The sequence below is a fragment of the Streptomyces sp. TRM70350 genome (assembly GCF_019219825.1).
GTDB lineage: Bacteria > Actinomycetota > Actinomycetes > Streptomycetales > Streptomycetaceae > Streptomyces.
In genome coordinates this window covers 372525-396799 of sequence record NZ_JAHUXH010000003.1, presented here as the reverse complement: position 1 = coordinate 396799, position 24275 = coordinate 372525, and the positions used below count along the sequence as shown (strand labels likewise).

The 24275-nt window shown below is 71.9% G+C and carries 21 protein-coding genes, 1 pseudogene and 1 riboswitch; of the genes and pseudogenes, 5 read left to right on the top strand and 17 right to left on the bottom strand.

What is annotated here, in order from left to right; all coding sequences use genetic code 11:
* Positions 1–115 precede the first annotated feature (115 nt).
* The 3 genes from KWI83_RS07850 to KWI83_RS07840 all read right to left on the bottom strand — a co-directional run bounded on the left by KWI83_RS07850 (position 116) and on the right by KWI83_RS07840 (position 3606).
* Positions 116–919, bottom strand: a complete 804-nt coding sequence (locus KWI83_RS07850) for a polyprenol monophosphomannose synthase (RefSeq protein ID WP_218513546.1) — start codon at positions 917–919, stop codon at positions 116–118.
* Positions 920–1517: 598 nt separating this feature from the next.
* Positions 1518–3119 carry an amidohydrolase gene (locus tag KWI83_RS07845; RefSeq protein WP_218513545.1) on the bottom strand — a complete coding sequence of 534 codons (1602 nt, stop codon included), beginning with the start codon at positions 3117–3119 and terminating at the stop codon, positions 1518–1520.
* A 46-nt stretch (positions 3120–3165) separates the two neighbouring features.
* Positions 3166–3606, bottom strand: a complete 441-nt coding sequence (locus KWI83_RS07840; RefSeq protein WP_218513544.1) for an Lrp/AsnC family transcriptional regulator — start codon at positions 3604–3606, stop codon at positions 3166–3168.
* Positions 3607–3874: 268 nt separating this feature from the next.
* On the opposite strand from KWI83_RS07840, the gene KWI83_RS07835 reads away from it, so the two are divergent.
* A complete protein-coding gene (locus KWI83_RS07835) occupies positions 3875–4318 on the top strand; it encodes a hypothetical protein (protein ID WP_218513543.1) in 444 nt (147 codons plus the stop codon).
* A gap of 491 nt (positions 4319–4809) precedes the next feature.
* On the opposite strand, the gene KWI83_RS07830 is transcribed toward KWI83_RS07835, so the two are convergent.
* From KWI83_RS07830 to KWI83_RS07815, 4 genes are all read right to left on the bottom strand, one after another.
* Entirely contained in the window at positions 4810–5982 is a 1173-nt protein-coding gene (locus tag KWI83_RS07830; protein WP_218513542.1) for an acyl-CoA dehydrogenase family protein, read from the bottom strand.
* Positions 5983–6325: 343 nt separating this feature from the next.
* Positions 6326–6985, bottom strand: a complete 660-nt coding sequence (locus KWI83_RS07825; protein ID WP_218513541.1) for a TetR/AcrR family transcriptional regulator — start codon at positions 6983–6985, stop codon at positions 6326–6328.
* 64 nt (positions 6986–7049) lie between these two features.
* Entirely contained in the window at positions 7050–7190 is a 141-nt protein-coding gene (locus tag KWI83_RS07820; RefSeq protein WP_218513540.1) for an SCO1431 family membrane protein, read from the bottom strand.
* Positions 7191–7284: 94 nt separating this feature from the next.
* Positions 7285–8661 (bottom strand): peptidase C39 family protein, encoded by a 1377-nt coding sequence (locus KWI83_RS07815; protein WP_218513539.1) that lies wholly within the window; start codon positions 8659–8661, stop codon positions 7285–7287.
* A gap of 158 nt (positions 8662–8819) precedes the next feature.
* Between KWI83_RS07815 and KWI83_RS07810 the strand changes: the two are divergent.
* Together KWI83_RS07810 and KWI83_RS07805 are read left to right on the top strand one after the other, a co-directional pair.
* Positions 8820–9475, top strand: a pseudogene (locus KWI83_RS07810) (uridine kinase).
* A 434-nt stretch (positions 9476–9909) separates the two neighbouring features.
* A complete protein-coding gene (locus KWI83_RS07805; protein WP_218513537.1) occupies positions 9910–11772 on the top strand; it encodes an AAA family ATPase in 1863 nt (620 codons plus the stop codon).
* 21 nt (positions 11773–11793) lie between these two features.
* Here the strand turns inward: KWI83_RS07805 and KWI83_RS07800 are convergent, their stop codons facing one another.
* From KWI83_RS07800 to KWI83_RS07760, 9 genes are all read right to left on the bottom strand, one after another.
* Positions 11794–12873: a hemolysin family protein gene (locus KWI83_RS07800; protein ID WP_218513536.1), complete on the bottom strand. Its 1080-nt coding sequence runs from the start codon at positions 12871–12873 to the stop codon at positions 11794–11796.
* A complete protein-coding gene (locus tag KWI83_RS07795) occupies positions 12870–14195 on the bottom strand; it encodes a hemolysin family protein (RefSeq protein WP_218513535.1) in 1326 nt (441 codons plus the stop codon). Before KWI83_RS07795 ends, KWI83_RS07800 begins: the two co-directional genes overlap by 4 nt.
* Before the next feature lie 205 nt (positions 14196–14400).
* Positions 14401–14844 carry a PH domain-containing protein gene (locus KWI83_RS07790; RefSeq protein ID WP_218513534.1) on the bottom strand — a complete coding sequence of 148 codons (444 nt, stop codon included), beginning with the start codon at positions 14842–14844 and terminating at the stop codon, positions 14401–14403.
* Between the two features lie 14 nt (positions 14845–14858).
* Positions 14859–15707 (bottom strand): ATP phosphoribosyltransferase, encoded by an 849-nt coding sequence (gene hisG, locus KWI83_RS07785; RefSeq protein ID WP_218513533.1) that lies wholly within the window; start codon positions 15705–15707, stop codon positions 14859–14861.
* A 48-nt stretch (positions 15708–15755) separates the two neighbouring features.
* Positions 15756–16028 carry a phosphoribosyl-ATP diphosphatase gene (locus KWI83_RS07780; RefSeq protein WP_171107994.1) on the bottom strand — a complete coding sequence of 91 codons (273 nt, stop codon included), beginning with the start codon at positions 16026–16028 and terminating at the stop codon, positions 15756–15758.
* A gap of 34 nt (positions 16029–16062) precedes the next feature.
* The gene (gene ribH, locus KWI83_RS07775; protein WP_218513532.1) at positions 16063–16548 is read right to left on the bottom strand and encodes a 6,7-dimethyl-8-ribityllumazine synthase; all 486 of its coding nucleotides are present in this window, start codon (positions 16546–16548) and stop codon (positions 16063–16065) included.
* Between the two features lie 19 nt (positions 16549–16567).
* Complete coding sequence (locus tag KWI83_RS07770; RefSeq protein WP_256361905.1) at positions 16568–17908, bottom strand: bifunctional 3,4-dihydroxy-2-butanone-4-phosphate synthase/GTP cyclohydrolase II; 1341 nt, start codon at positions 17906–17908, stop codon at positions 16568–16570.
* Positions 17905–18549, bottom strand: coding sequence for a nicotinamide mononucleotide transporter family protein (locus KWI83_RS07765; protein ID WP_218513531.1), 645 nt, complete (start codon positions 18547–18549; stop codon positions 17905–17907). Before KWI83_RS07765 ends, KWI83_RS07770 begins: the two co-directional genes overlap by 4 nt.
* Entirely contained in the window at positions 18546–19148 is a 603-nt protein-coding gene (locus KWI83_RS07760) for a riboflavin synthase (RefSeq protein WP_218513530.1), read from the bottom strand. The genes KWI83_RS07765 and KWI83_RS07760 overlap by 4 nt, the downstream gene beginning before the upstream one ends.
* Before the next feature lie 145 nt (positions 19149–19293).
* Positions 19294–19424: riboswitch (FMN riboswitch) on the bottom strand.
* Positions 19425–19638: 214 nt separating this feature from the next.
* On the opposite strand from KWI83_RS07760, the gene KWI83_RS07755 reads away from it, so the two are divergent.
* Positions 19639–21966 carry a chitinase C-terminal domain-containing protein gene (locus KWI83_RS07755; RefSeq protein WP_218513529.1) on the top strand — a complete coding sequence of 776 codons (2328 nt, stop codon included), beginning with the start codon at positions 19639–19641 and terminating at the stop codon, positions 21964–21966.
* Positions 21967–22151: 185 nt separating this feature from the next.
* Positions 22152–22904 (top strand): SDR family oxidoreductase, encoded by a 753-nt coding sequence (locus tag KWI83_RS07750; protein ID WP_218513528.1) that lies wholly within the window; start codon positions 22152–22154, stop codon positions 22902–22904.
* A gap of 116 nt (positions 22905–23020) precedes the next feature.
* Here the strand turns inward: KWI83_RS07750 and KWI83_RS07745 are convergent, their stop codons facing one another.
* Entirely contained in the window at positions 23021–24256 is a 1236-nt protein-coding gene (locus KWI83_RS07745; protein WP_218513527.1) for an ROK family transcriptional regulator, read from the bottom strand.
* Between the last annotated feature and the right edge of the window lie 19 nt (positions 24257–24275).

Genomic DNA, 24275 nt, shown 5'->3' with positions numbered 1-24275 from the left:
GACCAGCGACCAGCGACCAGCGACCAGCGACCCTACGGCGACCTGTGTGGCCGGGGGCCACCGTGAGGACCCGTCGCCGCCCGCCTACGGCACTCAACTCAGCGCCTCGCACGCCTTACGACCGCGAAGGGGGCTCGCCCTTGCCCAGCAGCTTGCCGACCCGCTCCCCCACGCCCCACGACGTGACCCGCCACAAGGCCTCTACCAGGATGTCGCGGCTCATCTTGGAGTCGCCGAGTTCGCGTTCGACGAAGGTGATCGGGACCTCGACGACGTGGTAGCCGGCCTTGATGGCGCGGCGGGCGAGGTCGACCTGGAAGCAGTAGCCCTGGGAGGCGACCTCTTGGAGGCCGAGGCCCTCAAGGGTCTCGCGGCGGAAGGCGCGGTAGCCGCCGGTCACGTCGCGGATCGGGACGTCCAGCAGCACGCGCGAGTACAGGCTGCCGCCCCGCGAGATGAACTCGCGCGACTTGGGCCAGTTCACGACCCGGCCGCCGGGCACCCAGCGCGAGCCGAGCACCAGGTCGGCGCCCTTGAGCGCGGTCAGCAGCCGGGGCAGTTCCTCGGGCTGGTGGGAGCCGTCGGCGTCCATCTCGATCAGTACGCCGAAGTCGTGCTCCATGCCCCACCGGAAGCCCGCGAGATAGGCGGCGCCCAGCCCTTCCTTGCCCTTGCGGTGCAGCACATGGACCTGCTCGTCACCGGCGGCCAGCTCGTCGGCGAGCTTGCCGGTGCCGTCGGGGCTGTTGTCGTCGGCCACGAGCACGTGGGCCTCGGGAACCGCCTTACGCACCCGGCCGACGACGGTCTTGATGTTCTCCGCCTCGTTGTAGGTCGGAATGATCACCAAGGCCGTGCCGAGCGGGCCGAAGCGCCTCCCCTGGGCCTCTGCCGCGCGGGTCCCCTCGCCGTCGTTCACTGCTGCCCCTTCATGTCCGTACGCAGAGGTCCACCATAGTGGCCGCCGCCTGCGCCGACGCGATAGGACGATCGTATGGCGGTGTCGATCCCGCGAGGACGGGTAGGGATGTGCGTTTGGCCCTCTATGCGGGCCCGCCCCGCGCGCGGACAACGCCGCTCAGCGCACGGACCAAAAAAGGGTCGCCCACCTCGCTGCGGATGGGGGCCCGGCGCCCTTCGGGCCGACCTGGGACCCGCTGGCTGCGGATCGACCTGAAGCCGTTGTCTACTGAGCGCCCGGGCCCCATCCGGGTCACACCGTGCCGACCTGGCCGGAACGTTCCCCCGCCGTGGCGCGGTCGCTGTGCCTGGCTCCCAGTGGCGGTGCCCCGGTGCGGTACACCGTCCCTGACCCAGCGGCGCCGCGACGAGTGCGCGAACGTTGCCCGGTCGGGCGTCCCGTGGTGGACTCGGCCGAACCTACCCGCCCCGGGCCGCCGCCTGTCAATAGCCGTTTGACCTGCGGGTATTCCCGCCAAGCGCAGGTCGGCCCGGTGGATACGCAGGTCGTGAGACACCGCCCCGGGCGTCGATCTCCGTCGCGCCACCCCGGGAGATCACTCGCTCGGCCGCACGAACACGGTCCGCCCGCCCACGACGGTGCGCAGACAGACGGGCAGGTCGCAGCCGGGGGTCAGATCCGGCAGCCCGGGGGTGCCGGAGCGCGGGTCGGTCGACCAGCGCGCGACCCGGTCGTCGGGCGCCTGCACGACCAGCTCGCCGGTGCGCCACACGGCGTAGTCCGCGGGCGCGCCCGGCACCAGGACGCCCGCGTCGTCCCGTCCGATCGCCCGCCAGCCGCCCCGCGTGTGCGCCGTGAAGGCGGCCCGGACGGAGACGCGGTGCTCGGGCGTGCGGTGGAAGGCGGCGGCGCGGACGGTGCCCCACGGGTCGAGCGGCGTGACCGGGCTGTCGGAGCCGAGGGCGAGCGGGACGCCCGCGCGCAGCAGCGCCGCGAAGGGGTTGAGCAGACGGGCGCGTTCGGCGCCCAGGCGCTGCGCGTACATGCCCTCCTCCCCGCCCCACAGCGCGTCGAAGGCGGGCTGCACGGACGCGGTGAGGCCGAGTTCGGCGAAGGCCGCGATGGTGTCGGGGGTGAGCATCTCGGCGTGTTCGACGCGGTGGCGGGCGGCGCGGACCCGGGCGAGGCCGAGCTTCTCGGCGGCGGCGCGCACGCCCTCGACGACGGTGGTCACGGCGGCGTCGCCGATCGCGTGGAAGCCCGCCTGGAGGCCCGCCTCGGTGCAGGCGACGACGTGCGCGGCGACGGCGTCGGCGTCCAGGTAGGCGGTGCCGGTGTGGCCCGCGTCGGCGTACGGCTCGTGCAGGCAGGCGGTGTGCGAGCCGAGGGCACCGTCGACGAACAGGTCCCCGGCGGCGCCGACCGCGCCCAGCTCGCGCGCCTTGTCGACATCGCGCTCGGCCCAGTAGCCCACGACACGCGGGCCGGGCTCCTCGTCGGCGAGGCGCAGCAGGGCGGTGAAGTCGTCCTCGGAGGAGATGCCCGGCCCGGCGCACTCGTGGACGGAGCCGATGCCGAGGGAGGCGGCGTGCGCGAGGGCGGCGCGCTGGGCCTCGGTGCGCTGGGCGGGGGTCACGGCCGCGAACGCGGCGGCGCGTACGGCGTGATGGGCGTCGCGGGTCAGGGGGGCGTCCTGCCGCTCCAGGCCGGGCACGAGGTCGAGCAGGGCCGTGCTGACGACCGCCGAGTGGACGTCGATGCGGCTGAGGTAGAGGGGGCGGTTGCCGGTGGCCTCGTCGAGTTCGGCGCGCGTCGGGGGGCGGCCGCCGGGCCAGCGTGCGGCATCCCAGCCGTGGCCGAGCAGGACACGGTCGTCGGGGCGGGCGGCGGCGAACTCCCGTACCCGGGCCAGCGCCTCCTCCAGGGATGCGGCGCCGGACAGGTCGAGGCCGGTCAGGGCGAGGCCCGTGGAGGTGGTGTGCACGTGCGCGTCGGTGAACGCCGGGGTGACCAGGGCCCCGTCCAGGTCGACCACCTCGTCCACGCCGTCCGCGAAGGCGTCGGCCGCGCCCTCGGAGCCGACCCAGGCGACCTGGCCGCGCTCGACAACCATCGCGGTCGCGAACGGGTCGGCGGGACTGTGGACCTCTCCACGGCGGAACAGGACGGTCTTGGCCGGGGCGGTGCGTTCACTCATGAGGGACAGTCTCCCGCCTCACACCGGCCCCGTTGAACGCAGCCCCTCAGATCCTCGGCGGCCGAGCCTCGTACGGCGTGGACAGCACCACCGTCGTCCGTGTCGACACCCCCGCCAGCGACCGCAGCCGTGCCAGCAGTTCCTCCAGCTCGTGCGGCGTGGCGACCCGCACCTTGAGGATGTAGTTCTCGTCGCCCGCGACACTGTGGCAGGCCTCGATCTCGGGGACACCGGAGAGGCGTTCCGCGATGTCGTCGGGGGCGCTGGGATCGAACGGTTTCACCGAGATGAACGCGGTCAGCGGCAGCCCCACCGCCTCGGCGTCGACGACCGCGGCGTACCCGCGGATGACGCCACGCTGTTCCAGCCGGCGCACCCGCTGGTGCACGGCCGACGTGGACAGCCCCGTGGCCTTGCCCAGGTCGGTGTAGCTCATCCGCCCGTCCTTGACGAGCAGCTGCACGATCTGTCGGTCCAGCTCCTCCATGGCGCAAGAACCTACAGTGCGCCTGACCTCATGGGATACCTCGGCGGCGCAGGCCATACCCGGTTCGTGATGTCCCCGAGAGCAGCCTGTGAGCCTCCCGGGGGACGGACGCACCGCGCGTGGCACCTGCGAGCGGCATGTGACGAACGCCACAAGCTTCGAACAGTCTCCGTAATGAACTCGTGATTACCGCCCAGAGCGGTTGGGAAGTGCTTGCTGTGGTCGAGGCCGCAGCGCCTTCACGGCCCAGCCCGAGGGGGAGAATCCCATGCACAGTCTTAAGCGCCCTGGTCGTACCGCACCCAAGCGGCAGCCGGTTGTCGAGCCCGAGCCGGAGGGCGTCGAACCCGACGTCTTCGACGCCGAGGAGGCCGACGAACTCGACGCGTACGACACCTTCGAGATGTACCGGGTGATCTGCCCGGACTGCGCACAGCCCATCGCCCTGCTCGCGGACGAGGAGGCCCTCCCGGAGCACGCGCTGTGCGCCTCACCGTGGAACCCGTTCGGACTCACCGTCTGCGCCGGTACGGGCCGCCGGGCCGCCGAGGCGCGCCCCGCGGACGAGTCCTTCGAGCCCCAGGAGCAGGACACCGCCCTGCTGTTGACGCTCCCTCAGGGGCTGGACTGGCGGATGCAGCCCTTCTCGCACGTCGGCGGCCCGGGCTCGCGCCCCATGAGGGTCCCCGTCATGCGGCGTCACGCCGCCTGAGCGACCTCGCTCAGCGCCCGCAGCGTCTCAACCCCCGTAACTGCCCTGCACCATGGCGCGCAGACTGCCGTGGTGCAGGATCAGTGTGCCCGTTCAAAATCCAGCCGACGCACCGGCCCGCAGTCCGTCCGGGTCGGCCGGATCGGCGGCGCAGCTCAGCACGTACCGGCACCGAACCAGGACGGCCTGCGAACGCACGCTCGACTCCATGGGTGGGTGACCTGTCCGCATACCGCGGCGTTGCCCAGGTATGACCCCCACCTCTTCCACGACCGGGCGTCAGTACCGCGCATACGTCCCCGGGTACGCAGAATCGCTTCCCCAGGCCCGGCGCCCCCCGCAGGCCCCAGCCCCGCCCCCGCAACCGCTCCCCGACCCGCCCATCTACCGCGACCTGATGCTCACCTGGGCGCACCGCGGCCGCACCCTGCCGGGGCGCCACGACCCGGAGTGGATCCGGCTGGCGGCGCCCCTGGTCCGGCGGGGTCAGTTCAGCGCGTCTCCGGACCCGCGAGGTGACGGGCGATGACCATCCGCTGGATCTGGTTGGTGCCCTCGACGATCTGGAGGACCTTGGCCTCCCGCATATAGCGCTCGGCCGGGAAGTCGGCGGTGTAGCCGTAGCCGCCGAGGATCTGGACGGCGTCCGTGGTGACCCTCATGGCGGTGTCGGTGCAGTGCAGCTTGGCCATCGCCGCCTGCTGGGCGAAGGGCCGCCCGGCGTCGCGCAGCCGGGCCGCCGCGAGGTACAGCGCGCGGCCCGCCTCGATCTGCGTCGCCATGTCGGCGAGCATGAAGCGCAGCCCCTGGAAGTCGGCGATCGGCCGCCCGAACTGCCTGCGCTGGGTGGCGTACCCGACCGCCTCGTCGAGCGCCGCCTGGGCCAGGCCGATCGCGCAGGCCGCGATGCCGAGCCGCCCGGAGTCGAGCGCGGCCAGGGCGATCGCGAAGCCCTGCCCCTCCTCGCCGATACGCCGGGTGTCGGGGACGCGCACGCCGTCGAAGTGGACCTGGGCGGTGGGCGAGCCCTTCATTCCCATCTTCTTCTCGGGCGGCGCCGTGCTCAGCCCCTCGGCGTCGCCGGGCACCAGGAAGGCGGTGATCCCGCGCGGGCCCTCCTCGCCGGTGCGGGCCATGACGGTGTAGAAGTCGGCGACGCCGCCGTGCGTGATCCACGCCTTGGTGCCGGTGATCACCCAGTCGTCGCCGTCCCGGACGGCCCTGGTGCGCAGGGAGGCCGCGTCGGAGCCGGACGCCGGCTCGGACAGGCAGTACGCGCCGAGCAGGCCACCGCCGAGGATCGCGGGCAGGTGCTCGACCTGCTGCTCCTTGGTGCCGTAGGTGGCGGGGGCGTAGGTGGCGAGGGTGTGGACACTGACGCCGAGGCCGACCGTCAGCCGGGCCGCGGCGAGCTCTTCGAGGACCTGGAGGTAGACCTCGTACGGCTGGTCGCCGCCGCCGTACTCGGAGTCGTAGGGCAGGCCGAGCAGTCCCGACTGCGAGAGCAGGGTGAAGACGTCGCGAGGGAAGCGTCCGGCGTCCTCCTCCTCGGCCGCGTGCGGGGCGATCTCGCGGTGCGCGATGTCGCGGACGAGCGAGATGAGGTCCCGGGCCTCGTCCGTGGGCAGTAGCCGGTCCACCGGCTGCGGGGCGCGGTCGGGCATGGCGACGCTCTCCTCCCTTTCGGGCGCGGCGGCGGACGCACGCCATGGGTGGGCGGGGCCGCCGGGGTCTCACTGGTGCTGCCGATGCTCGGGCTTCCGGGTCACGAAAGCTGCTGACCAGCGGCTGCGCGCTGTGAGTATGCCCGATCGGAGGCACCGAGTCACCGGTTAACGACCGCTTACTTCAAGATGTTACCGGCCTGTTCCGGGTCCGGACTTTTCGCCGGAAAGCGGCTCGGGGCACCCCTCCTTCGCCAAGCCGGCGCAATCGGCCGTGCGGCACGTCACCGGTCCCGCGCCCGTCAGGGCGTACACCGCGGCCGACGGCAAGCACAGTGCCGACTCATGCCTCCCGGCGGGCGGGCTCCGGGGCCGGATACGACGGGTCAAGCTCCCCGATCGCCCGCAGGGCGCCGCCCAGGGTCTTCACCAGCAGCTGGCACATGGTGTCGCGGGTGAGTTCGGGGCGGTCGATCCAGTCCAGGGTGGCGCCCTCGACGCCGCACACCCAGCCGAGCAGGCCCATGCGAGCGAGCGGGGCGATCTCCCGTCGGCCGTACGCCCCTTCGGCGATGGTCGCGACCATCACTGCGCGCACCTCGTCCCGGATGGCCTGCACCTCGGTGTCGAAGCCGACGCCGCCGCTGACGATCGTGCGGTACGCGGCGTGGTTGTGCTCGGCGTAGCGCAGATAGCCGTCGATCGTGCGGTGCACCCGGTCCACGGGCGCGAGCTCCAGGCCGCCGGCCGCGAAGGTGACCAGGTCGGCGACCGAGTCCTGGACGATGGCCAGGTAGTAGCCGCGCTTGGACTGGAAGTAGTAGTAGATCAGCCCCTTGGCGACATGGGCCTGCCGGGCGATGTCGTCCATCGAGAGCGCGTCGTAGGACGTGTCGGCGAACAACTTCCGCCCGATGGCGATGAGTTCGGCGCGGCGCGCCGCCGAACGCTCGGTGCCGCGCGCCCGTGGCCGGGCGGCACCGCGCTGGTGACTGATATTCAATTTCGACCCTGGTTCCAACGGGCGGCGGACATCCGCAGTATGGCAGGTCGGCGCGCCCGTCAGGTCACAGCAGTCCCAGCTGCGTCACCAGCATCGCCAGCACCACGACGAGGGTCCAGCCCATGATGTGTTCGACGATCTTCGGGCCGTCGTCCCGGGGGCCGCCGGTGCGGACGCGGGCGGCGATGGCTGACTGTGCGGTCATGGCTTCTCGCTGGTGTGTCGTACGTGCAGTGGACTCCCCCCCACCGATCTGTCCACCTTGCCACCGCCGGCGGCTTTTATGGCGGAGACGTTGGTCACAGTACGCCCACCGCCGCGAGCGCCAGCCGCTGGCGGGCCGTCGGACGCGCCGGGAAGTACAGGTAGCAGACGCCGCCGGTGCCGGAGACGACCTTGCCGGAGGCGTTGTACCGCTTGGTCCTCAGCCAGATGTTCTCCCACTCGCGCCGCCTGTAGACCCGCCGCACCGCCTCGTTGCTCGGCGACGCCGGGTCGTTGGCGATCACGTCGCCGTCGGCGGTGAAACCGATCACGGTCATCAGATGGCCCGCCGTGCCGTAGCCCGCGCCCGTCAGCTCCTTCTCCAGGAAGGACTGGGACGTGATGGCCGGAATACCGGCCGCGATCAGCGTCTCCAGGTCGGTGAGCGAGCCGAGCCGGGTGACCACGCCCTGCAGGCCCTGGAAGGTGGCCGCGTAGGCGGCGTTGAAGGGCCAGTTGCCACAGCCCGCGTACTGGTAGTCGTACGTGTACCGGGCCGCGTGGCACACCTGCGGGTCGGCGTAGCTCGGATCGACCCAGGCGAGCTGCTCCTCGGTGAGCCGGCCGCCCCAGTACTCGATGATCATCTGCGAGGAGGTGGGGCTGCACCAGGCCTCGCCGCCGTTGTCGTACTCGGGGTACCGCCCCTTGTGGATTTCCTGTGAGTACCTCGGCACGATCAGTTCTCTGGCGAGGCGGGGCGTGGAGGCGGGGACAGTGAAGCGGTCCGGGACGTCGGAGCCCATCGCGCCGAGCCGCCAGACCGTGGGGGTGAGCCGGGTGCCGGGCTTGCGGTACAGGGTCAGACGCAGGCGGTAGGAGGTGAGGCGCAGGCCCGACGCCGGGTCGTCGACGGCGAAGGTGTCCGTCCAGATCGTGCTCTTGCCGTCGGTCTGGTCATCGACCGACGTGCGCTTGATGTCCTGGTCGCCGGCCGCCCAGCGGCCCATGACGTACCAGGGTGTGTCCGTGCCGTCGGAGTAGGTGCCGCGCAGGTCGACCTGGATCCAGGTGCCGGCCGGGGTGTGCGCGTTCCAGGAGGCGATCACCTCCGTGGCGGGGACGGCGAGCCTGTGGACCGGGGAGGTCCAGGTGGCGTACTCCCAGCGGGAGGACCTACCGGTGTGCGGGTCGGGGTAGGCGGTGGTGTCGGCCGGGGTGGCGATCACCACGCCGGGGCGGGTACCGGGGACGGCACGGGTGCCCTGGGCGGTGCCACCCAGCCAGTCGGGGTACGTCGTCCAGAAGCGGTTGTCGACCGGGCGGGCCGGCGCCTTGGCGGGGTCGGCCGGCACCGGGTCCTCGGCACGGGCGGACGGGGCGGCCACCGCCGGGCCCGCGCCGCCCGCGACGGCGGCGGCGACCGCGGCGGCCAGGAGGGCTCTGCGGGACGGCTGTTCGGCTCTGCGCATGGGCGGATGACTCCCAGGGTCCGAGTCGGGGCAGGTCCAGTGCACGGATGTGTGCGCCAACTATGGCCGCACAAGGCCGCCACTGCCAGCACTTCGGGGCATGCCGCGCCCGCCAATATTGGCCGGACCACTGGCATGAGCTGGGAGATGATGGGGGCGTGTCGCACTCGTACCGCCTCGCCCCGGCCACCGCGCTGCCCGCGCTCGCCCGCCTGCTGCGCGGCCTGCCCCCGTCCTGCGGGCCGGTCCGCCTGATCGGCGTCGACGGGCACGCGGGCTCCGGAAAGACCACCTTCGCCGGGCAGTTGGCGAACGCGCTGGGTGCCACGCCGGTGCTGCACCTCGACGACATCGCCAGCCACGACGAGCTGTTCGCCTGGACCGGCCGGCTGCTCAGCCAGGTGATCGAGCCCCTCGGCCGGGGCGAGACCGCCCACTACGCCCCCTACGACTGGCGGGCGCGCCACTTCGGCCCGCCCCGCCCGCTGCCGCCCGCGCCGGTGATCCTCGTCGAGGGCGTGGGCGCCGGCCGACGCGCCCTGCGCCCCCATCTGGCGCACCTGCTGTGGCTGGAGCTGCCGCACGAGGACGCCTGGGCGCGGGGGCAGTTGCGGGACGGGGAGGAACAGCGGGAGTTCTGGGCCGGATGGGTCCCGGCGGAGCGGCGGCATTTCGCCGAGGACCCCTCCCGTCCCTTCGCCGACCTGTTGGTACATCCGTTGCCAGTGGGGTATGAGGTGCTGCCGGGACCAGCGGGTTCACCTGGTCGGACCAGAATGTGACACACGGTGACGGGTCGTCCGCAATGTGCTGAACCTGTGAAGACCCTTGCGGCTGAACTTGGCCGACTGCTTCAACTCGGCTTGACCGGGGGGCCGTACAGGACTTACGTTCTCAATGTGCGGCCCATCGAGGTCGCCCACAGACGCGAAGCCCCCGGTTGTTCCCCCGTGATCGGGGGCTTCGTTCTGTCCTCTTCACCTCCGCCGGGCGCCCCGAGGCACGTTCCGCTCACCCTCGGTCACCACGCGCGCTGCGCCCCATCTGCTCCCACCTCGCCAAACGCTCCCCTGTCGCACCCTACGGCGGGCACCGACCCGCGGGTACGATGCCCTCGGTGCGACCTGTGGACGGCTGCTCCGCGCACCGCCGGCAACTCCGGTCCGCGGCACAGCGGTTCGACCACAGTCGGCCGACGGGGACGGCCCGGCGGCGAACCAGCGGGGGCACGGTTTGTGGGGGGACGTGATGGACTTCGGCACGCAGGGCCCCGAGGCCCCGGCCGACCTGGCCTGGCTGCGCGGCGTGGACGCCTACACCATGGGTGCGTATCCGCAGGCGGAGGAGGAGTTCCGGACCGCGGTGCGGCTGGACCCCGGGATGGCCGACGGCTGGCTCGGGCTGCACGCGCTGCGGGTGGACACGACGACCGCGCTGCTGAGGATGTTCCGGCACCGCGACCGCTTCGGTGAGCAGCGCGCCCGACACCGGCGCACGCTCAACTCCTGGTACTGGCTGGGCTGGTGGGTGCAGCCCGTGCTGGAGAGCCCGCGCGATTTGCTGCTCGCGCACGCCTCGCACTGGCTGGACGGCCGCCATGTCCCCGAGCTGGATCGCGCCCTCGCGGGCCTGCCGCCCATCGACACCGACCTGCAGGTGCGCTTCCTGCACGCCTGCCGCGCCTATCTGGTCAAGGACTGGGAGCAGCTGGTACGGCACACCGACCCGCTGGTCGACGACCCCTTGCTCGGTATCGAGGCCGGTCTCTTCGGTGGTATGGCCCGGGTCCGGCTGGAGATGTACGGGCAGGCCGAGCCGCTGCTGTCGGCGGCCCTGATGCGCTGCCGCAGCGAACAGCCGCAGCGCAAGGAGCTGCGCTACTGGCTCGCCCGCGCCCATGAGGGCACCGGCCGCTCCGCCGCCGCGCTCCCCCTGTACCGGGCGGTGCACCGCGTCGACCCCGCCTTCATGGACACCTCCGCCCGGCTCGCGGCGATCGCCGAGGGCGACGGCTACGACGACTCCGCCGACCTCGCCTCGATCGCGCTCGCCGGCGGCGGGCAGGACAGCGTCGACGGCCCCGACGTGCTCGACCCGCTGTTCGGCACCGAGGGCCGTGACCTCAGACTCTCCGACCCGGCACCGCCCACCGGTCCGCCGCCGTCGGTCACCGATCCGGCGGTCCGGGAGAAGACCGTGGTCCCCTCCCAGCCGCTGCCCGCCGGTCCGACCGACCCCGCGTTACTTGAGGACGCGCTCGCCGAGCTTGAGCGCATGGTGGGTCTGGAGCCGGTGAAACGCCAGGTCAAGGCCCTGTCGGCACAGTTGAACATGGCCCGGCTGCGGGCCGGTCAGGGCCTGCCGGTGCAGCCGCCCAAGCGGCACTTCGTCTTCTCCGGCCCGTCCGGCACCGGGAAGACCACGGTCGCCCGCATCCTGGGCCGGGTCTTCTACGCCCTCGGGCTGCTCGGCGGCGACCACCTGGTGGAGGCCCAGCGGGCGGACCTGGTCGGCGAGTACCTCGGGCAGACCGCGGTGAAGGCCAACGAGCTGATCGACTCCGCGCTCGGCGGCGTACTGTTCGTCGACGAGGCGTACTCGCTGTCCAACTCGGGCTACGGCAAGGGCGACGCGTACGGCGACGAGGCGCTGCAGGTGCTGCTGAAGCGGGCCGAGGACAACCGGGACCATCTGGTGGTGATCCTGGCCGGCTACCCGGAGGGCATGGACCGCCTGCTCGCCGCCAACCCCGGGCTGTCCTCCCGCTTCACCACCCGCGTGGACTTCCCCTCGTACCGGCCTCTCGAACTCACCGCGATCGGCGAGGTGCTGGCCGCCGAGAACGGCGACGTGTGGGACGAGGAGTCGCTGGAGGAGCTGCGGTCGATCGCGGGGCATGTGGTCGACCAGGGGTGGATCGACGAGCTGGGCAACGGGCGGTTCCTGCGGACGCTGTACGAGAAGAGCTGCGCGTACCGGGATCTGCGGCTGTCGGCCTACCCGGGGCCGCTGTCGCGGGAGGACCTGTCGACGCTGCGGCTGCCGGATCTGATGCAGGCGTACGGCGAGGTGCTGTCGGGGCGGGGCCCGCAGGATCCGTCGGCCATGTGACGGATCCCGCGGCCCCGGCTGTCAGCCCGCGAGTACCTCCACGCCCGAGCGGGGCTCGGACACCGCGGGTGCGGGCGGCGGCTTCCGGTGTGCCGGATCCCGTACCTCGCCGACCAGCAGCTCCAGTACGTCCTCCAGCGCGACCAGCCCCAGCACCCGCCCGGAGCCGTCCGCCACCTGCGCCAGGTGGGTTGCGGCGCGGCGCATGACGGTGAGCGCGTCGTCGAGGGGCAGCTCGGACCTGAGGGTGGTCATGGGCCGCCACAGATGCTGCGGAACGGCCCGTTCCGACTCCTGCAGGTCGAGTACGTCCTTCACGTGCAGATAGCCCATGAAGGCCCCGTTCTCCGCGGCCACCGGAAAGCGGGAGTACCCGGTGCGGGCGGCCAGCTCGATGATCCGGCCGGGCGTCACCGAGGGGCTGACCGTGATCAGCGACTCGCGCCGGAGGAGCACGTCGGTGACCGGGCGGGAGCCCAGCTCCAGCGCGTCCTCCAGGCGTTCGGCCTCCTCCGGGTCGAGCAGGCCGGCTTGGCCCGCGTCCTCCACGAGCCGGTTGAGCTGCTCGCTGGTGAACACGGCCTCGACCTCGTCCTTGGGCTCGACCCGGAACAGCCGCAGCACGCCCGCGGCGCAGGCGCCGAGGGTGACCGTGATCGGCCGGCAGAGACGGGCGAAGGCGACCAGGCCGGGGCTCAGCCACAGCGCTGCCTTCTCCGGCGCCGCCATCGCCAGGTTCTTCGGCACCATCTCGCCGATGACGAGGTGGAAGAAGACGACCGTGGCCAGGGCTATGACATAGCCGAGCGGGTGGACCAACCCGTGCGGCAGGTGGATCCACGCGAAGAACGGCTCCAGCAGATGCGCCACCGTGGGCTCGGCGACCGCGCCCAGGGTCAGTGAGCAGATCGTGATGCCGAACTGGGCCGCCGCCATCATCTGCGGCAGCCGCTCCAGGCCGTACAGCACCTGGCGGGCGCGGGTCGTGCCGAGCGGTTCGATCTGGCTGCGGCGGACCGAGACGAGCGCGAACTCGGCGCCGACGAAGAAGCCGTTGGCGAGCACGAGCAGCGCCGCGAACAGGAGTTGGAGCACGCTCATCGCACGGCCTCCATGACGGGGGCGGTGCGCACGATGCGTACCCGCTCGGCGCGGTAGTGCCCGACCTGGCGCACGGCCAGCCGCCAGCCCGGTAGTTCGGCGCGGTCGCCGACGGCCGGAATCCGGCCGAGCAGGTCGGCGACCAGGCCGGCGACCGTGTCGTAGGGGCCCTCGGGCACGTCGAGGCCCATGCGCCGCAGGGTGTCGACCCGGCAGCTGCCGTCGGCGTCCCAGGCAGGGCGGCCGTCCTCCGGCGGGGCGGAGGACAGTTCGGGCAGGTCGTGACCGTCGTGCTCGTCACGGACCTCGCCGACGATCTCCTCGACGATGTCCTCCAGCGTGACGACACCGGCCGTGCCGCCGTACTCGTCGACGACGACGGCGATCGGCTGCTCGCTGCGCAACCGGGCGAGCAGCGGCCGTACCGGCAGCGTCTCGGGGACCAGCAGCGGCGGCTTGGCGATCCGGCCGACGGGCGTGCGCAGCCGCTCCGGCGCGGAGACGGCGAGCGCGTCCTTGAGGTGGACCATGCCGACGATCTCGTCGATCCGGTCCCGGTAGACGGGGAAGCGGGACAGGCCGGTGGCCCGGGTCAGGTTGACCACGTCCTCGGCGGTCGCCGAGGACTGCAGGGCGCTCACCTTCACGCGCGGGGTCATGACGTGCTGCGCGGTCAGCTCGCCGAGCGACAGGGTGCGGACGAACAGATCCGCGGTGTCCTGCTCCAGCGCACCGGCGCGGGCGGAGTGCCGGGCCAGGGAGACGAGTTCGTCGGGGGTGCGGGCGGAGGCCAGCTCCTCGGTGGGCTCGACGCCCAGCGTGCGCACCAGGCGGTTGGCGACGGCGTTGAGACCGGCGATCACCGGCCTGAACACGCGTGCGAACAGATGCTGCGGACCGGCGACGAAGCGCGCGACCTGCAGGGGGCGGGAGACCGCCCAGTTCTTGGGGACGAGTTCTCCGACCACCATCTGCACGGCGGAGGCCAGCAGCATGCCGAGGGCCACGGCCACCCCGGACACCGCGCCGTCGGGGATGCCGACGGCGGTGAGGGGGCCGTCCAGCAGCTGGGCGAGGGCCGGTTCGGCGAGCATGCCGACGACCAGGGAGGTGATGGTGATGCCGAGCTGGGTGCCGGAGAGCTGGAACGACAGCTCCTTCAGCGACTCGACGACCCGGCGGGCCCGTCGGTCGCCCTCGGCGGCGGCCTTCTCGGCGTCCGGGCGGTCGACCGTCACGAGGCCGAACTCGGCCGCGACGAAGAAGCCGTTGGCGAGGATGAGCAGGAAAGCGGCCGCCAGAAGCAGCAGGGGGGTGGTCATGAGGCCGCCGCCTCCGCGCACTGTCGGCAGGGGGCGGCGCAGGTACTACAGGACGATCCGTCCATCGCCGGAGAGGGTCACTCCTCGGGTAGCAGGAACCCCTGTGCGCCGACCGGCACGACAGGGGCGGAGGCGTCACGGACAACGCCTCCGCCAACAGATTATTCAAGACACCGGCCGATACGGCAGGGTGAACGGCCCCGAGTCAGTCCCGTGGTCCGCCGGAACGGGCCTCGACCAGCGCCCGCAGGGTGCGCGCGTCGGCGATGGCCTGTGCCTTGGCGATACCGGGCTGGATGCCGATCGCGGCCAGGCTGGTGCCGTCGCTCAGGTCCAGGAACACCCACGGGTCGCCGACCCGCAGGTGCACCTGCACGATCTGCGCCCACTCCAGCCGGCGCGTGCTGGCGAAGTTCACGACGGTGACGCCGGACTCGTCGGCGACGACTTTCGGGCGGGCCAGCATCAGCGCGACGGCCGACAGCAGGGCCGCCGTGAAGACGAAGCTGATCCGCTCGCCGGGGCCGAGCCGGTCCAGCAGCAGCGCGATCGTCGACACGATGACGAAGAGCGTGGCGGCCGCGGAGAGCAGGACGGCACGGGTGCGGCCCGGCCGGAAGGTGACGGGCAGCGGAGGCAGGTCCGACATCGGTGCGGTGTCCCTCAGAGGCGGCAGGCGTGGATGGCGGTGGTCAGGATGGCCCGGGCGCCGATGTCGTACAGGTCGTCCATGATCCGCTGGGCGCCATCGGCGGGCACCATCGCGCGGACGGCGACCCAGCCCTCGTTGTGCAGCGGGGAGACCGTGGGGCCCTCCAGGCCGGGGGTGATGGCGACGGCCGCTTCCAGGTGCTCGGCGCGGATGTCGTAGTCCATCATCACGTACGTCCGTGCCACCAGCACGCCCTGGAGCCGGCGCAGGAACTGCTGCACCTTGGGCTCCTCGCCGTCCGTACCGACCCGGCGGATGACGACGGCCTCGGACTTCATGATCGGCTCGCCGACGACCTCCAGGCCCGCGTTGCGCAAGCTGGTGCCGGTCTCGACGACGTCCGCGATGACCTCGGCGACGCCGAGCTGGATGGCGGTCTCGACGGCGCCGTCGAGGTGGACGACGGAGGCGTCGATGCCGTTGTCGGCGAGGTGCTTGGCGACGATGCCCTCGTAGGAGGTGGCGACCGTCTTGCCGTTCAGGTCCGCCAGGCCGCTGATGCCGCCGGGCTTGGTGGCGTAGCGGAAGGTGGAGCGGGCGAAGCCGAGCGGCAGGATCTCCTCGGCGTTGGCGCCGGAGTCGATCAGCAGGTCACGGCCGGTGATACCGATGTCGAGCTGCCCGGAGGCGACGTAGATCGCGATGTCCCGGGGGCGGAGGTAGAAGAACTCGACGTCGTTCGCCGGGTCGACGATCCGCAGTTCCTTGGACTCGCGGCGCTGCTGGTAGCCGGCCTCATGCAGCATGTCCGCCGCAGGGCCGGAGAGGGAACCCTTGTTGGGGACGGCGATGCGCAGCATGAGGTCGGCTTCCTTTGTGTGAAGGGGTGTTCTTGTGCGGCGTGTGGTTCAGAGGTGGGCGTAGACGTCGTCGAGGGAGATCCCGCGCGCGACCATCATCACCTGGACGTGGTACAGCAGCTGGGAGATCTCCTCGGCCGCCGCGTCCTTGCTCTCGTACTCGGCGGCCATCCAGACCTCGGCGGCCTCCTCGACGACCTTCTTGCCGATGGCATGGACGCCCTTCTCGACCAGCTCCGCGGTGCGGGAAGTGGCGGGGTCGCCGTGGGCGGCCTTGTGCTGGAGCTCGGTGAAGAGCTCCTCGAACGTCTTCTTGGACATGGTGCCGCCCACTTTACGCGCTGTGCCGGCCCGCCTAACGCCATGGTTCGGATACTGAGCGGAGCGTGGCCGCGGTGGCGACCGCAGCGGTCACCGCCTCGTGTCCCTTGTCCTCGCTGGAGCCCTCCAGGCCTGCCCGGTCCAGGGCCTGCTCCTCGTTGTCACAGGTGAGCACGCCGAAGCCGACGGGGACGCCGGTCTCGACGGAGACCTGGGTGAGGCCCTGGGTGACGCCCTGGCACACGTAGTCGAAGTGGGGGGTGCCGCCCCGGATGACGACGCCGAGGGCGACGATCGCGTCGTAGCCGCGCCCGGCGAGGACCTTGGCGACGACCGGGAGCTCCCAGCTGCCGGGGACCCGCAGGAGGGTCGGTTCGTCGATGCCCAGGTCGTGCAGGGCGCGCAGGGCGCCGTCGACCAGACCGTCCATCACCTTCTCGTGCCACTGCGCCGCGATGACGGCGACCCGCAGGTCACCCACATTGCGTACGGACAGTTCCGGTGCGCCCTTGCCGCTCACGTTTCTCCTCGTTGCTGATCTACTGGTTGCCACAGGTGGTCACGGCGGGCGTGTCCAGCCAGGGCAGGTCATGGCCCATCCGGTCCCGCTTGGTGCGCAGGTACCGGAGATTGTGCTCGCCCGCCTGCACGGGCATCGGCTCGCGCTCGGTGACCCGGATTCCGTGCCGGACGAGCGCGCCGGTCTTCTCGGGGTTGTTGGTCATCAGGCGGACACTGCGCACGCCGAGGTCCGCGAGGATCTGCGCGCCGGCCGCGTAGTCGCGGGCGTCGGCGGGCAGGCCCAGCTCCAGGTTGGCGTCGAGGGTGTCCCGGCCGCGCTCCTGGAGCTCGTAGGCCCGGAGCTTGGACAGCAGGCCGATGCCGCGGCCCTCGTGTCCGCGCAGGTAGACCACCACGCCCCGGCCCTCGGCGTGGATGCGCTCCAGGGAGGTCTGAAGCTGCGGGCCGCAGTCGCAGCGCAGGGAGTGGAAGACGTCACCGGTGAGGCATTCGGAGTGGACGCGGACCAGGACGTCCTCGCCGTCGCCGATCTCGCCGTGCACCAGGGCGACGTGCTCGACGCCGTCGACGGTGGAGCGGTAGCCGTACGCCGTGAAGGTGCCGTGGGCGGTGGGGAGCCGGGTCTCGGCCTCGCGACGGACGGTGGGCTCGGAGCTGCGGCGGTAGGCGATCAGGTCCTCGATGGAGATGATCGTCAGGCCGTGCTTGCGGGCGAACGGGATCAGCTCGGGCAGGCGCAGCATCTGGCCGTCCTCGCCCGCGATCTCGACGATGGCGCCGGCGGGGCGCAGGCCCGCGAGGCGGGCGAGGTCGACGGCGGCCTCGGTGTGGCCGTTGCGGGTGAGGACGCCGCCGGGCTGGGCGCGCAGCGGGAAGATGTGGCCCGGGCGGACGAAGTCGACGGGCTCGGCGGTGCCGCTCGCGAGCAGTTGCAGCGTGGTCGCCCGGTCGGAGGCCGAGATGCCGGTGGTCACACCGTGGGCGGCGGAGGCGTCCACGGAGACGGTGAACGCGGTCCTCATCGACTCGGTGTTGTCCTCGACCATCTGCGGGAGCCGGAGCCGGTCCAGCTCCTCGCCCTCCATGGGGGCGCAGATCAGGCCGCGGCACTCGCTCATCATGAAGGCGACGATCTCGGGGGTCGCCTTCTCGGCGGCGATGACGAGGTCGCCCTCGTTCTCGCGGTCCTCGTCGTCGACGACCACGACCGGCCGGCCTGCCGCGATGTCGGCGATGGCCTGCTCGACGGGATCGAGGGTGAGGTCGTCGAAGTCTTCGGTGCTGTACAGGACGGGTGGAATCGAAGGAGCGGCGCGAAGCGCCTCGTTTGGGGTGGTGGGAGACGGGGGGGCGGTCATGCCGGTGCTCCTTCCAGGACGGGCCGCGCGTCCCGGCGGGAGCGCAGCCACCAGTCGCGCATGCCCCACAGGACGAGTGCGCCGTAGATGACGTAGACGAAGCCGGAGAAGGCGAAGCCGTTGGCGAAGTTCAGCGGCACGCCGACCAGGTCGACGAGCAGCCAGGCGAACCAGAACTCGACCATGCCGCGCGCCTGGGCGTACATGGCGACGACGGTGCCGACGAAGATGTACGCGTCCGGCCAGGGGTCCCAGGACAGGGTCGGGTACGCGGTGAACAGGCCGCCGACCGCGAGGGTGCCGAGCGCGGCGGCACCGGCCAGCGCCGCGCGCTCGCGCCAGGTCGCGAAGCGGACGGCGATGGAGCCGTCCTGGGCCTGCTGCCGCCCCCGGTTCCACTGCCAGAAGCCGTACGCGGCGACGAGCATCACGACGACCTGCTTGCCGGCGCTGCCGGAGAGGTGGGCGGTGGCGAAGGCGGCGAAGAGGATGAGGCCGGAGACGAACTGGGCGGGCCAGGTCCAGATCGAGCGACGCCAGCCGAGCGCCAGGGCGAGCAGACCGATCACGTTGCCGATCATGTCCGACCACTTGATGTGCTGCCCGAAGACGGTGAAGGCCTCGGAGTTGAGCCAGTTCACCGGGTGGCCCCCTGACCGGCCAGCAGCCGCTCCACGTACTTGGCGATGATGTCGACTTCGAGGTTGACCGGGTCGCCGGGCTGCTTGAGACCGAGGGTGGTCAGGGCGAGGGTGGTGGGGATCAGGCTGACGGTGAAGTAGTCGGCTCCGGCCTCGACGACGGTGAGGCTGATGCCGTCGACGGTGATGGAGCCCTTCTCGACGACATAGCGGGCGAGGTCGGCCGGGAGGGAGATCTTCACGATCTCCCAGTGCTCGGAGGGGGTGCGCTCCAGGACGGTGCCGGTGCCGTCGACGTGGCCCTGCACGATGTGGCCGCCGAGGCGGGCGCCGACGGCGGTGGGCCGTTCGAGGTTGACGCGGGAGCCGACGGTGAGGACGCCCAGGCTGGAGCGCTTGAGGGTTTCGGCCATGACGTCGGCGGTGAACTCGTCGCCCTCGTGGTCGACGACCGTGAGGCAGACGCCGTTGACGGCGATGGAGTCGCCGTGGCGTGCCCCCTCGGTGACGACGGGGCCGCGGAGCCGGAAGCGGGAGGCGTCGCCGAGGTTCTCGACGGCGGTGACCTCGCCCAGTTCTTCGACGATTCCGGTGAACACTTCCCGGGTCCTCCTGCCTCTTCGGGCACGGACTCCGGGGCTGCCGAGACGACAGAAGTACGAGCGGGACACCGGGGGCGTCGCCGGACGGACTCGTCCCGACACGGGACGATCACAGTCGGCGGCGCGCACGGATGCCCGCTCGCCGCGCACTGCCTCCCATCCGGACTTTAACCGTCGGTCCAGGAGTTTCACCTGGTCAACCGGCCGCTGGAGGCGACCGGGTCGCGGACTGTAACCGCCGGTTCGGACTTTCACCGACCCCGGAGTGCGCTGCTACTGGTACAGGGCCAGTGTGCCACGACCGATCGACGTCCATACGGGCGAGCGATGTGGGGTGGCTCACAGGGTGCATCACTGGGCTTCTCGGGCGGCCGGAAGCGGGCCCCAACTCCCGTCCGCACACGCCCGCTTGAATTGGTACATACCTATTGACGCACTGGTCTAGTCCTCTCTAGGGTCTGCGCAACTCCGTGGAGAGGAACCGACCGTGCTGTCCCCCTCGCGTCACAGATCCGGATCCGCCCTGCTCACGGCCGCCGGGGCCGTCGCGGGCCTGGTCCTCGCCGGTCTCCCGGCCACCGTCTCGCACGCCGCCGACCAGGAGTCCTGCCGCCCCGACGGGCTGTACCGGACGCCCGGCGTGGACGTCCCGTACTGCTCGGTCTACGACTCGGCGGGCCGGGAGAAGATGGGCGCCGACCACCAGCGCCGGGTGATCGGCTACTTCACCGGCTGGCGCACCGGCAAGGACGGCACGCCCGCCTATCTGGCCTCGGACATCCCGTGGGACAAGGTCACCCACCTCAACTACGCCTTCGCGCACGTCGACGCAGGCAACAGGATCTCGGTGGGCACGGACGGCACCACGAATCCGGCGACCGGAATGACCTGGCCCGGTGTCACCGGCGCCGAAATGGACCCGGCACTGCCCTACAAGGGCCACTTCAACCTGCTGAACAAATTCAAGAAACAGCACCCGGACGTCAAGACGCTGATTTCGGTGGGCGGTTGGGCCGAGACCGGCGGCTATGTCGACGACAACGGCACGCGGGTCAACTCCGGCGGCTTCTACTCGATGGCCACGAACGCCGACGGCTCGGTCAACCAGGCCGGTATCGACACCTTCGCGCATTCGGCGGTCGAGTTCATCAGGCAGTACGGCTTCAACGGCGTCGACATCGACTACGAGTACCCGACGACCATGAAGGACGCGGGCAACCCGCTCGACTGGCCGGTCTCCAACGCCCGCCGGGCCGGGCTGGTCAAGGGCTACGCGGCCCTGATGAAGACCCTGCGCGAGAAACTCGACCGCGCGGGCGCGGCGGACGGCCGGCACTATCTGCTGACGGTGGCGGCGCCCTCCTCCGGATACCTGCTGCGCGGTATGGAGACCTTCCAGGTGCAGAAGTACCTGGACTACGTCAACATCATGTCGTACGACCTGCACGGCGCGTGGAACGAGTACGTCGGCCCGAACGCCTCGCTCTTCGACGACGGCAGGGACGCGGAACTCGCGGCCGCGGGCGTGTACTCCACGTCCCAGTACGGCGGCATCGGCTATCTGAACACCGACTGGGCGTACCACTACTTCCGCGGCTCGATGCCGGCCGGACGGATCAACATCGGCCTGCCCTATTACACCCGGGGATTCAAGAACGTCACCGGAGGCACCGACGGCCTCTGGGGCAGGGCGCCCTCCTCCGACTGCCCGGCCGGGTCGGGCCTGACCAAGTGCGGCGACGGCGCCACCGGCATCGACAACCTCTGGCACGACCGGGACACGAACGGCGAGGAGTCGCCGGCCGGTTCCAACCCGATGTGGCACGCCAAGAACCTGGAGAAGGGGATCGTCGGCGACTACGTCACGCGGTACGGCTTCCCCGCCGGCACCGCGCTGACCGGGACGTACGCCCGGAAGTACGACGCCACGCTGGTCGCGCCCTGGCTGTGGAACGCCGAGAAGAAGGTGTTCCTGTCCACGGAGGACGAGCAGTCGGTGGCCGCCAAGGCCGACTACGTCGTGGACCGCGGCATCGGCGGCACGATGGTGTGGGAGCTGGCCGGTGACTACGCGTGGAACGCGGCCAAGGGGCAGTACGAGCCGGGGTCCACGCTGACGACCCTGATGTACGAGAAGTTCAAGTCGGCCTCGCCGTACGGCGCGCAGCGGTCGACGATCGAGTTGCCGACCGAGGCGCTGGACATCGACGTGGAGTTCGGGCAGTTCCCGCTCGGCGACTCCAACTACCCGATCAGCCCCAAGCTGAAGATCACGAACCGGACGCAGACGGCACTGCCGGGCGGTACGGAGTTCCGGTTCGACTACGCCACCTCGGCGCCCGGCAACGCCAAGGACCAGTCCGGCTGGGGGACTTCGGTGATCCGCAGCGATCACACCGGGGCGAACGCAGGCGGCCTCAAGGGCGACTACCACCGGGTCTCGCTGAAGCTGCCGAGCTGGCAGACGCTGGCGCCGGGCGCGTCGGTGGAGCTGGACTTCGTGTACTACCTGCCCGTGTCGACGCCGTCGAACTGGACGGTGACGTTCGGCGGGAAGACGTACGCCCTGGCGGGGGATCTGGCGCGCGGGACGACGGTGGTGGAGCCGGGGACGGCGACCCCGACACCCACGCCCACCCCGACGGGCGGCACCGGGCAGTGCACGGCTCCGGCCTGGAACGCCACGACGGAGTACGGCGGAGGCAGCACGGTGGCCCATGGTGGGCACTCGTGGAAGGCGAAGTGGTGGACGAAGGGCGAGGAGCCCGGCACCACCGGTGAGTGGGGGGTCTGGCAGGACCTCGGCGCCTGCTGACCCCCGGCCAGGACGGGCCCGGCGGCGGTGACGACGGCCCTTGCCCGCCGCCGGGCCTCCCCAAGGCCGAGGAGTACGAGGCGCGCCACCCCCGCGGTTGTCGCATTCCAAGGGGGGCTACTCGGTCCCTGCAGGCGAAGGGCGCTCCAGCCGGGAGCGCACGGCGTCCGAAGGGGCTGAACAGCATGACCACGATCCTGGTGACCGGCGGTACCGGAACCCTCGGCCGACTCGTCACCGAGCGGCTGAGCGCGGACGGGCACGACGTGCGGGTGCTCAGTCGGCACGCCCAGCCGTACGCCGTCGACCTGCGTGAAGGCGGCAGCACACTGGACGCGGCCGTCGCGGGCGCGGACACGATCGTGCACTGCGCCACTCCGCGCGGCGGTGACGAGGAGGCGGCGGCCCATCTCGTCGCGGCGGCGCGCCGGGCCGGGGTGGGCCACCTGATCTGCATCTCGATCGTCGGGGTCGACCGGGTGCCGTTCGGTTACTACAAGACGAAGCTCACCGTGGAACGGCTGATCGCGGAGTCGGGGCTGGGCTGGACCGTGCTGCGCACGACCCAGTTCCACGACCTGCTCGTCCGGCTGTTCGACACCCTGGCCAGGCCGCCGGTCATGCTGCTGCCGGCCGGGCTGAAGGTCCAGCCGATCGAGGTCGCCGAGGTCGCGGCCCGGCTCGCGGAACTGGCGGCGGGCGGACCGGCCGGGCGGGCCGAGGACATGGGCGGCCCCGAGGTGCGGACGGTCGAGTCCCTGGCCCGCTCGTACCTGAGGGCCACGGGCCGCCGGCGGGCGATCGTGAACGTACCGATGTGGGGACAGACGTACCGCGCCTTCCGCGGCGGCGGGCACCTCGCGCCGCGGCAGGCGGTGGGGAAGGGCACGTTCGAGGAGCACCTGACGGTGCACATCGGGGGCGTCCGAAGGGCGTGATGATCCCGGGCCTTGTCGTCAGACTCGCGTCGTCCGCCGGAGGGCGGACCCGGTCGGCAACGCGGCGAGGTGCGGTGCCAGGCCGCGCGACCCGGGCGGGCATAGTGCAAGGACCCCTAACGCCCGGGCGGTGCGAACAGCTCGTCCTGGGCCCGGTCCCGCGCGGTCAGCAACGCCCCGCGCAGTACGGCACCGCCGCCCAGCACACTCGCCCGCACCTCCGTGACCAGCGGCGACATCCGCCGGACCCGTTCCTCGACCAGCCCGGCGAGCACCCCGCCACCGGCCTGCCCGACCTCCCCGCCGAGCACCACGCAGCCGGGGTCCAGCACGGCGACGACGGAGGCGACGCCGATGGTGAGGCGGTCGGCCAGGGCGCCGAGGAAACGGGCGGCGGCCCCACCGGATGCCGCCGAACCGCCGACCGCCCCCACGGCCCCTCGCACCAACTCCGCGGCCCCCGCTCCCGCGCTGTCCGCCTCCACCCCGCACTCCCCCGCCAGCCCCACGATCGCCCCCGCCGCCGCCAGCGAATGAAATCCCCCCGCGCAGTCCGTCGCCGACGGCAGCCCACCCGTCCCCGGCACCGGCAGAAACCCGATCTCCCCCGTGCCACCGGACGCCCCTCGCCGCAGCGCCCCGTCCAGCACCACCGCCGCGCCGGTCCCGTGCCCCAGCCACAGCAGCACGAACGTGTCCCGGTCCCGGGCCGCCCCCTCCCGCTGTTCCGCCAGCGCCGCGAGGTTGGTCTCGTTCTCGATGATGATCCGGGCGTGGGGAAGACGTTCCTGCAGGGCCGCGACAAGGCGCCGGTGCCAGGCGGGCAGGCCGGAGGAGTCGCGGAGTTCGCCGGTGGCGGGGTCGATCAGGCCGGGCGCGCCGATCCCGACGGTGTGCAGCCTCCCCCACGCTCGCGCGCCCTCGCGCGGGGGCGCCCCCATCGCCCCGGCCTCCTTCGCCGCCCGCTCCACCAGCGCGACCGCCTGCTCCACCGCGGGCCCGGTGCCCGTGTCGTCGCCGATCGGCACGGACGCCTCGGCGAGCACCCGGCCGAGCAGGTCGGAGACGATCACGGAGACGCCCTCGGTGCGGACGTCGAGCGCGGCCAGATACGCGCGGTCGGCGACGATCCCGTACAGCTTGGCGTTGGGCCCGCGCCGCTGTTCCCCCGCCTCGCCCACCACCGCGACCAGACCGGCGGCGGACAGGCGTTCGACGAGGTCGGCGACCGTGGGCCGGGACAGGCCGGTCAACTGCTTCAGCTGCCCGGCCGTCAACGGCCCTTCCTGCTGCAACAGCCGCAGGGCGAGCCGGTCGTTGATGGCCCGGGCGGTGCTCGGGGATGCGGGCATGCCGTGATCCTTCCAGAGG